Raw genomic sequence first — 10,161 nt, 5'->3', positions numbered from 1 at the left:
GATTGTAAAAGAAAAAGGTCTTGTCCAAATTTCTGATGAAGGTGCCTTGCTGAAAGCAGTAAGTGAAGCACTTGATAATAATCCACAGTCTATTGAAGATTTCAAGGCTGGGAAACAAAAAGCAATTGGCTTCCTTGTCGGCCAGATTATGAAAGCGACAAAAGGTCAGGCGAATCCACAAATGGTGAATAAGCTTCTTGTTGATGAAATTAATAAACGGTAAACATAAAAGCTGTACCCTCATAGGTACAGCTTTTTGGATTGTTCTTTATAGAGAGTAATACGATTTCTACCATCAGATTTGGATTGATAGAGTGCTAAATCAGCGTGTTCAATCAGTGTGGTTACTGTACCATCCCCATCCGGAATAACTGTACCTATGCCGATACTGACAGTGATATGAGGAGAAATGAGTGAGCTAGCATGTGGGATTTGCATGCGGTCAATGGCTTTTTTAATTCTTTCAGCAACAGAAATTGCTCCGGCTGCAGAAGTGGCCGGTAATACAACGGAAAATTCTTCTCCACCGTATCTTGCGGCAAGATCGCCTGGACGAATACAACACGCTTGGATGGCAGCCGCAATTTGAATTAAGCAGTTATCCCCCTCTTGATGTCCATACGTATCGTTATATAATTTGAAATGATCAATATCAAGCATGATTAATGACAGCGGCTCCCCATTTTGACGCAGGGAACGTTTCCATTCATCTGCAATTCTGCTGTCAAAGCTTCGTCTATTTGCAATTCCCGTCAACCCATCCATGCTGGATAAGTTCTGTAGAATCATATTTGACTCAATAAGCAAACGTTCCTTTTCCTTTGCTTCGGTCACGTTCCGGTAATGCCACAAATGTCCGCTATCATGCTGACCTACATAAATCGGTAAATAATCGAATTCGAGTATTTGTCCATTAGTAAGTTGAACTTCTTGATTTAGAGACATGCTATGAACTGTATATAGGCTTCTGATTGTTTGTAAAAATAAATCAGGATCTGTAAATAAAGGAGCATTTTTTTGGAATAGCTCATGTCCATTTGTTCCTTGCAGCTGTTCGCCATTTTCATTGAGACTAAACATCCGGCAGAACTCTTTATTTACATGAATGATTGTCCGATTCTCATCAAGAGCTAATATTCCTGAATTCAGGGAGCTGACAAGAGCTGACATCCTTGCGGTCTGTTTTTTACTTTCTAATTCATAATGACGCGTTCTATCAAATTGATACCCCAGATGCATGGATAAACCGATTAAAACAATGGCACCCATGATTTCTAACCAATCTAACTTATGATAATGCGCAAACGTACATACAGCCAAAATGATAACGATCATAGAGGAGAATGCATATTGAACCTTGCTTAGTGTTTTCATTTATTATCACTACCCTTATGGTCTTTATATAGTTCTATTTTACTATTTATTTAGTGATTATTCACTATAAATTACCAATAAATGATAAAAATTGATAAAGTAAAGGAAGGCATATCGCGTATACTAAAGGGAAGAATGGGTCTTTATATATAAATGGTCATTTTTTTACCTATCATGTCTGTTAAAATGTTCATGCTCTAACAAAGCGTAAACGATACATAAGTTTTTTCGGGATAATAAAAGCAGTAATTCTTAGCCCTATTCAAAGTGAGAAAGTAGTATTTTCCATGAATTTGCTATATAATCTTTACGGGCACAAGACAAAGAAAATGGGGAATTCGTTCACCATGATTTTTTTATTTAAGTGGAATTGACTTTCAAACGTTTATTATTTTATACAATAGGATGATGGAAATGAAAAGAGCAAGGTTAATCTATAATCCAACTTCCGGCAGGGAAGCGATTAAGAAAAGCTTACCGGACGTTCTGGCTAAGTTAGAAGCTGCGGGTTATGAAGCATCATGTCATGCGACAACGGGTGAAGGTGATGCGACTGAGGCCGCCAGGGTTGCTATTGAACGGGGATATGAAGTAGTAATAGCAGCCGGTGGAGACGGTACGATATACGAAGTGGTTAACGGACTGGCAGATGCGGAAAATCGCCCGAAACTTGGAATTATTCCAGTTGGAACGACAAATGATTTTGCAAGGGCTATTCATGTACCCCGGTCTATTGACCAAGCCGTCGATATTATCACAGCCAACCATACTATGCCAATCGATATCGGGAAGATGAATGAAAAGTATTTCATTAATATCGCAGGCGGAGGCCGTCTGACTGAATTGACCTATGATGTACCAAGTAAGTTAAAAACGATGCTTGGGCATTTGGCTTATTATGTTAAAGGAATTGAGATGCTGCCATCATTAAAGCCAACGGAAGTAACAATCGAATATGATGGAAAGATCTATGAAGGCGAAATTATGTTATTCCTTGTCGCAAATACCAACTCTGTCGGAGGCTTCGAAAAACTAGCGCCTGATGCTTCGTTGAATGATGGAATGTTTACATTGTTGATTCTCAAGAAAACCAATCTTGCGGACTTCATCAGAATCGCTTCTCTAGCTATGCGCGGAGAGCATATTCATGATCGAAATGTCATTTACGTAAAAGCTAATCGGATTAAGGTGACAACTAAGAAAGAAATGATGCTTAATTTAGATGGTGAATTTGGCGGAGTGGCACCTGCAGAATTTGTTAACCAATATCGTCATTTCGACGTCTTTGTTCCTAAAGGTGAACTTCAAGATGATCCAGCTAATCAACGGGAACAAATTGGAGAAGCAACAGATGAAATGGAATGATCACAAAAAAGACTAAAGGGCTGGCTATGCCAGCTTTTTTATTTTTTTATGGAGGGCATCACAATGAAAATCAGAGAAGGCATTCCTGAAGACGCTGATGAAGCTGTTTATTTAATGAATTTGGCTATAGATGAGATTGGCCAAGCATTAACTGGTGAACAAGCGGAAGCCGCCATACTCGAAGTAATGGCATCTTTTTTTAAAAAGAAACAGAATAGGCTCAGCCATGAAAACACATTGGTTATCGAGGAAAATAGTGAAATTATAGGTGTGATTGTTGTTTATCATGGTAGTGAAGCAGAGCAGCTTGATTGGCCATTAATTGAACAAGTACGCCTGAAGTCAGGGAATTCAGATTTACTAATCGATATAGAATCAGAGCCTGAAGATTATTATATTGATACAGTTTGTGTAAAACCAAGCTTCCGCGGGAATAGATTCGGAACTACGCTTATAGGCGAAGCAGAAAAACGTGGCCGTAAACTAGGGTACGGACGTATGTCATTAAATGTGGAAGCAGACAATAAAGGAGCAAGGGCTTTATATCAGAAGCTTGGGTATCAAAAAGTCGGAAGAAAGACGATATATGGTCATAGCTATGATTATATGGTTAAAGTGATGTCTTGAAGGAGGGTCAGTCATGCTTGAGGGTTGGGTGAAAAACGGAGATATTCGTATTCATTATTTAGATAATACAGGTCCGTCCAAGGAGACAACGCCATTGGTCATTATTCCGGGAATTGCTGAAACTGGAGAGGAATATGAGGATCTAATTCAAGCTCTATTACCGAGACGTGCCCTTGTGGTCACGATGCGCGGAAGAGGGCGAAGTGATGCTCCAGAAAGTGGATTCACATTAGAACATCACGTTTCTGATATCGAAGTGGTCGTTAATCGGATTACAATTGATAAGTTTGCCATCTTTGGATATGGCCGTGGGGTTGCTTATGCATTAGGCTATGCAGTTGCACATGTAGACCGCATAAAGGGACTAATTATCGGTGATTATCCAGCCATGCAAAAAGATTTACCTGAAGGTTGGTCTGATTTCTTTCTTAAGTCAACAAATAGGCGTGTTTTAGAAAGTATGACGCTTGAAACATTAAAGGGAATTGAAAAAGATTCTGCAGATGTTGATTTTTTGAAACACCTAAAAAAGATTAATTGTCCCGTATTGATCCTACAAGGAAGCGAGGAGAGTGTGGGGCTGACAGAGGATGGGGCTAAGGACTATTTACGTGCTATGCCAGATGCGAGGGTAAGAATAATTGATCCTGAAAAGCCGGGGAGTACGAATCCTAAATCAGCCGAATTTGCGGATACCCTGAAAAAGTTTTTTCAGGAAACAAAGAACTGTGGAATTAACTAAAAAAATACGGTGAAAGACCCGTATTTTTCTTACTTACATTTGTTGGGTCTGGAGTTCAGCCCAATCATGGTAGGTTCCGCTGCCATTACATCCTGAGCATTCATAAACAGAATTGTAATAGTATTCATTCGGGGCATAGGAATCAAACCCCCGTCCACGGCAATCGGGGCATAATCCCCTTTCCTCCATTGAACTTACATGTTTTTCATATCTTGCTGCGTTCCAGGCAGAGATAGCTTGAAATATACCCATTCTGCTCACCCCATATTTTTACTTTATTCTGAGCAAACAGCGATGCTTTTATACGCATGTCCACTGAGCAAACTGAAAAATTTACTATATAGTATGTATTTGAGCTGTAATTGGTGACAGTTGAACGAAGTCCGTTTTGATTCAAGGGCTTTATATGTTAAAATACGATAAGCAAAAGGTATTTTGAAAAGAAAAGGGAGATTATATGACTAATACAGCACCAGTAGCTAAAAATGATGATATAGATGTAGTTTTTGAGGATTTAACCCATGATGGAGCAGGAGTAGCAAAAGTAAATGGCTACCCAATCTTTGTTCCGAATACATTGCCGGGTGAAAAAGCAAAAATTAGAGTAGTTAAAGCAAATAAAGGATACGGCTTTGGCCGTTTGATTGAATTATATGAAGCAAGCGAGCATCGTGTAGAAGTACCTGTTGAAGAAAACTATAAATATGGCGGCTGTCAGTTGCAGCATATCAGCTATGCGGGTCAACTTGAGTTTAAAGAAAACCAAGTTAAGCAAGTGATGAAACGTATCGGTAAACTGGAAGATGCAACGATTCATCCGATTATTGGAATGGACAACCCTTTAAATTATCGTAATAAGGCACAAGTACCAGTCGGAAAAAGGGGCGGTAATTTAATCGCTGGATTCTATAAGCCGCGCACCCATGAAATTGTAGATACTAACGAAAGCATTGTTCAAGATCCTGCGGTTAATGAAGCGATTAAAGTCGTTAAAGAAATTTGCAGTGAACTCGGAATAGATCCTTACAACGAAATTCACCACCGTGGTGTCCTGCGTCATATTATGGCTCGTTATGCTAAATCAACGGGTGAATTAATGGTTGTCTTAATTACCAGATCGACATCATTACTTCATAAAAACAAAATTGTTGAAGAAATCCTTAAACGCTTACCAAATGTTAAATCAATTGTTCATAACATTAATAATCAAAAGACCAATGTGATTATGGGTGAAAAAACAAAGGTTCTTTGGGGCAATGAAGTAATTTATGATTATATTGGCGATGTTAAATTCGCTATCTCTGCTGTTTCGTTTTATCAGGTAAACCCTGATCAAACAAAAGTACTTTATGACAAAGCACTTGAATATGCGGCTTTAACTGGAGAAGAAACAGTAATTGATGCGTATTGTGGGATCGGAACCATTTCATTATTCCTAGCTCAAAAAGCGAAGTCTGTTCTTGGAGTCGAAATGATTCCACAAGCAATTGAAGATGCTCGTCGTAATGCGGAGCTTAATGAAGTGGAAAACGTCAAGTTTTCTATTGGAGAAGCAGAAACATTCATTCCATTATGGTATGAACAAGGTAACCGTGCAGATGTAATAGTTGTCGATCCACCGCGTAAAGGCTGTGATGAAGCATTACTGAAGACCATTATTGAAATGGCGCCAAAGAAAATGGTCTACATTTCATGTAACCCGGCTACGCTTGCCCGCGACCTTCGTATTCTAGAAGACGGCGGATACAAAACAGAGGAACTTCAACCAGTTGATATGTTCCCAATGACTACACATGTAGAAGTTGTGGCGAAGTTGACGTTAAAGAAGTAAACTTTTTCGCATAAAATATACATTTCTGAGTCAGACTCGGTTTTCGGTAAGTACCATTTCCGAATTCCGGGTCTTTTTCATATGCAGGACTGAACTATGTAGCACTTCCTATTTTTAGGAGTTTTTTATTTGTAATTGATGCAAGATAGAGCTTTGTGGCCAATTAATTAAATACAGTAGGTAGCTGACAAACGTAGGAAAAAGGGTTGACCTTTTCTTTTTACTTGTAGTAAAAAAGAGTAAATGTTCAAAATTTACTATCGTTTGATAAAAAGTCTCTAATCATGCTATAAGTGATAGAGAAGCACTAGTTTACATTTAACCCGGTATTTCAACTGAGAGGAAATGAATGTTATTATGATAGATAATTTTTGGCGTGATTTACCACGACCTTTTTTTGTACTAGCACCAATGGAAGAAGTAACAGATGTTGTGTTTCGCCATGTAGTGGCTGAAGCAGGCAGACCCGATGTGTTTTTTACCGAATTTACAAACTCAGAGAGTTATTGTCACCCTGAAGGAAGACAAAGTGTGCGAGGACGTTTGACTTTTACAGAGGATGAACAACCCATGGTAGCCCACATATGGGGAGATAAGCCTGAAAAATTCCGCGAAATGAGCATTGGTATGGCAGAGTTAGGATTCAAGGGTATTGATCTCAATATGGGTTGTCCAGTACCTAATGTGGCAGGGAATGGGAAGGGAAGCGGGCTTATTTGTCGTCCCGAAGTGGCCGCTGAATTAATACAAGCAGCTAAAGCAGGAGGACTGCCAGTAAGTGTGAAGACCAGGCTTGGTTACACGGATGTAGACGAATGGCGCACCTGGTTAAGACATGTTTTAGAACAGGATATTGCCAATCTTTCCATTCATCTGCGTACAAGAAAGGAAATGAGTAAAGTTGACGCTCATTGGGAACTAATTCCGGAGATTAAAAAACTTCGTGACGAAGTGGCACCTAACACACTTTTGACGATCAATGGAGATATTCTTGACCGTCAAGCTGGATTGAAACTCGCCGAGCAATACGGTATTGATGGGATTATGATTGGGCGTGGTGTGTTCAGTAACCCATTCGCCTTTGAGAAGGAGCCAAAAGAACATAGTAGTAAGGAATTGCTTGATCTCTTAAGGCTGCATCTTGACCTTCACGATAAATATTCAGAAATAGAACCTCGTTCATTCAAGCCTCTTCCGCGCTTTTTTAAGATTTATGTCCGTGGATTTAGAGGAGCAGGTGAACTAAGAAATCAATTGATGAACACAAAATCAACAGACGAAGTACGTGCCTTACTCGATGAATTCGAGAGTTTTGATGGAAATGAGGAAAGCTAAATCTTCCGAAAACGTAAAGCGATAGGTTCCTAAATGAAGTTATGCATAACGTATGGACAAAGCTTGAGAAATGCGCATTTCTCAAGCTTTTCGCCTCATACGATGCATAGCTTTTTTGTCTTTATACGGGTGGGATATAGATTGAAGTTATTAGTACTGACTCCCGATGAAAAATGAATGAGAAGATAGTCGTTTTCGGGTTATGTACTTTCCATCCCGGCTGATATTTTAGAGAAGAGACATTAAAAGTACTAGCAACTTGTAATACAGGTAGAGAAATTCCTTTTTTCCTTCATGCAGATAGTTGTGTTAATTTTGAATGATAGGAAAGCATTACCTAGAAGGTGATATACTAACAAAATAACGTACATGCTGAAAAGATAAGAGGAGTGTTTCATATGCAACTAACCATTCAAGCGTCAGGTAAAGATGTTGAGGTAATTTCATATCTATTAGCCAAAAATCCGAATAATATATATGAAAGAAGTCAAAATGGTCATCTGGTCAGAATGTTTTATAGCAAGTTTACCGAGAAAGAGGTTGAAGTTACTTTCTTTGTTACACCAGACCCGATTGAACTTTCTAGAAACAGTTCAGAGAAGTATGATATTACCTCGTACATAAATGATAGAGAATTTGCAGTAAGTAGTATTTTTTGTACCTTTTTGAGAACTGCGTTAGGAACAGCTCTAAATGGAAAACCTAAAGAAGAATATGCATCTTGGGTTCGTTATGCCTTTCCATTTACGTTCGAATTTGGGCCGGTCGTATCTAATCTATCGGATAAACAAATTAAAGATTTATTTGAGCCTTTAGGGTATGAAGTATCAATGACGTATGGGGATACCGACTATAATCTTCCTATTAAATCGAAAAGTTCAGCTAGATATATTACTTTAAAAGGTTTGACAACGCTGCAAAACGGTCTAAGACAGCTATTTGTATTGATTCCAGTACTAGATAATTATAAGCACTACTATATAGATGAAACAGAGATTGAAAAAATTGAAAGGTATGGTGAGGGATGGCTGGATCAGCACCCTCAAAGAGCATTTATTATACAGAAAGCACTTCGTTTCAAAGAAGTTTATAGCTTAGTAGAAAAAAAAGAAAAAGATAAAAAGCCTGTGGAAGAAGGAATAAAGGAGTCTGATCTTAAAGTACGGTTAAATGACCTAAGATATGAAAAAATCATTGATCATATTAATAGGTTGCAGAAAAGAGAAAGTATTGTTGATTTTGGTTCGGGTGAAGGAAAGTTATCACTTAAACTCGGGTTTGTAAATGGTGTGAAAGAAATACTTGCTGTTGAACCATCAGAGTCTGCAACGCTTAAAGCTTTGAAGCGATTTGAAAAGGTTGGACAACTGGAAAACTTCCTTATGCCTACCACAATCAAAGGTTCACTTTTCTATTATGATGATAGGGTAAAGCAAAAAGATGTAATGATTTTGTGCGAAGTCATCGAACATATCAATGAGAATCGATTACCTAAAATTATGAATACAATTTTAAACGATTATCAGCCTGGCGTGTTAATTATTACAACACCTAACCAGGAATACAACCAAGTCTATGATATGTCGGAAAATTACAGACATCCTGATCATCGTTTTGAATGGACTAGAGAAGAGTTTCATTTGTGGTGTAATCAGCAAAATGAAGATGAGAATTATGAGTTAATGTTTGATGGTATTGGAGAAGAACATCAACAATATGGATACCCTACCCAAATGTGTTTATTTACAAGAAAGGAGAGATAACAATGGAGGTTGTCTTACCTTACGCTGGAATCGTTCTACTAGTAGGACCATCTAACAGTGGCAAATCTACATTATTAAAAAATTTAGTGGATAAGGAACTACTACTTCCTTCCGAAGTAGTTAGTTCAGATAGTTTTAGAGTGTTAGTAAGTGGTAGTGATTTTATAGATTGGAAGCAAAATCCAAAGGATGAAGCGGATTCTCTGTACGATCAATATCAACAGATATCTGAAGAGGCTTTCTCGTTAATGGATTCCTTAATTGAATCAAGGTCTAGGCTGAATAAGTTAACGATTGTTGATGCAACACATTTACACGCTGAAGACCGTAAAAGGTATATCACAATTGCTAAAAACAATCATATACCAATTGTTGCAATCGTATTAGACGTTGATCAAGATACCTTACTAGAAAGAGACGAACAGCGTGATAATCCGAGAGGAAAAAGAAGAATCAAACAGCAGTATCAAGTTTTTAAACGAGAAAAACGGTTTATCAAAAAAGAAGGCTACCATGCAGCGTATTTCGTCCATAATTCAGATGAAATAGAAGTAAAAAGACACTACAAGAATCCTATTGAGTTAGATGTTGCAAAAGGGATAGATATTATTGGTGATATACATGGTTGCTTTGATGAATTGATAGAAGTCCTTGAGAAACTAGGGTATGAACAAAATCATGAGAATTTCTTTATCCATCCAGAAGGTCGAAAGTTTTTATCCCTTGGAGATATCATGAGCAGAGGACCCAAGTCATTAGAAACGATGCAATTTTTCTTGAGGCATGTTAATCAGAATCTGGCTTATATGATTGATAGTAATCATGGTTGGAAGATTGCTAGATGGTTGGATGATAGGGATGTTACCTTAAATCATGGTGATGAACTTGTGGAAGAAGAAATACAAAAATTCCATGAACAATATGGTGAAGAACAGACGAGAGAATTAAAAAAGGAATTAAAGAACTTTCTTTTGCATGCACCTTCGCACTATATATTGAAAAAAAATGGCGTACCTACATTGGTTTGTACTCATGCAGGAATTAAAGACGAATATATAGCAAAACAATCGGATGCTGTGAGTGATTTTTGCCGTTATGGAGATACAGATGGTTTTGATGGTGGG

9 protein-coding genes and 1 pseudogene are annotated in these 10,161 nt (G+C 38.1%); 8 read left to right on the top strand and 2 right to left on the bottom strand.

Annotated elements, in window-relative coordinates:
- Positions 1-223 (top strand): annotated as a pseudogene (locus AC52RT_RS12325) (Asp-tRNA(Asn)/Glu-tRNA(Gln) amidotransferase subunit GatB); the annotation flags it as partial.
- A gap of 17 nt (positions 224-240) precedes the next feature.
- Here the strand turns inward: AC52RT_RS12325 and AC52RT_RS12320 are convergent.
- Entirely contained in the window at positions 241-1,374 is a 1,134-nt protein-coding gene (locus tag AC52RT_RS12320) for a GGDEF domain-containing protein (RefSeq protein ID WP_495541019.1), read from the bottom strand.
- A 414-nt stretch (positions 1,375-1,788) separates the two neighbouring features.
- Between AC52RT_RS12320 and AC52RT_RS12315 the strand changes: the two genes are divergently transcribed.
- From AC52RT_RS12315 to AC52RT_RS12305, 3 genes are all read left to right on the top strand, one after another.
- Positions 1,789-2,739: a diacylglycerol kinase gene (locus AC52RT_RS12315; protein ID WP_495541018.1), complete on the top strand. Its 951-nt coding sequence runs from the start codon at positions 1,789-1,791 to the stop codon at positions 2,737-2,739.
- Positions 2,740-2,802: 63 nt separating this feature from the next.
- Positions 2,803-3,366 (top strand): GNAT family N-acetyltransferase, encoded by a 564-nt coding sequence (locus AC52RT_RS12310; protein WP_495541017.1) that lies wholly within the window; start codon positions 2,803-2,805, stop codon positions 3,364-3,366.
- A 13-nt stretch (positions 3,367-3,379) separates the two neighbouring features.
- A complete protein-coding gene (locus AC52RT_RS12305) occupies positions 3,380-4,108 on the top strand; it encodes an alpha/beta fold hydrolase (RefSeq protein WP_495541016.1) in 729 nt (242 codons plus the stop codon).
- Between the two features lie 33 nt (positions 4,109-4,141).
- On the opposite strand, the gene AC52RT_RS12300 is transcribed toward AC52RT_RS12305, so the two are convergent.
- On the bottom strand, positions 4,142-4,360 hold the full coding sequence (locus AC52RT_RS12300; protein ID WP_495541015.1) for a methionine aminopeptidase: 219 nt from the start codon (positions 4,358-4,360) through the stop codon (positions 4,142-4,144).
- Between the two features lie 205 nt (positions 4,361-4,565).
- Between AC52RT_RS12300 and rlmD the strand changes: the two genes are divergently transcribed.
- The 4 genes from rlmD to AC52RT_RS12280 form a co-directional block, all read left to right on the top strand.
- Entirely contained in the window at positions 4,566-5,939 is a 1,374-nt protein-coding gene (gene rlmD, locus AC52RT_RS12295) for a 23S rRNA (uracil(1939)-C(5))-methyltransferase RlmD (RefSeq protein ID WP_495541014.1), read from the top strand.
- 357 nt (positions 5,940-6,296) lie between these two features.
- Positions 6,297-7,274 carry a tRNA dihydrouridine synthase gene (locus AC52RT_RS12290; protein WP_495541013.1) on the top strand — a complete coding sequence of 326 codons (978 nt, stop codon included), beginning with the start codon at positions 6,297-6,299 and terminating at the stop codon, positions 7,272-7,274.
- A 398-nt stretch (positions 7,275-7,672) separates the two neighbouring features.
- Positions 7,673-9,037: a 3' terminal RNA ribose 2'-O-methyltransferase Hen1 gene (locus tag AC52RT_RS12285; RefSeq protein ID WP_495541012.1), complete on the top strand. Its 1,365-nt coding sequence runs from the start codon at positions 7,673-7,675 to the stop codon at positions 9,035-9,037.
- Positions 9,038-9,039: 2 nt separating this feature from the next.
- Positions 9,040-10,161: AAA family ATPase (locus tag AC52RT_RS12280; RefSeq protein ID WP_495541011.1), on the top strand; the 1,122-nt coding region annotated here is incomplete at its 3' end.

This window comes from Peribacillus sp. (assembly GCF_059453735.1).
The sequence above is the reverse complement of the archived record's forward strand: the minus strand, read 5'-3'. Positions and strand labels throughout refer to the sequence as shown.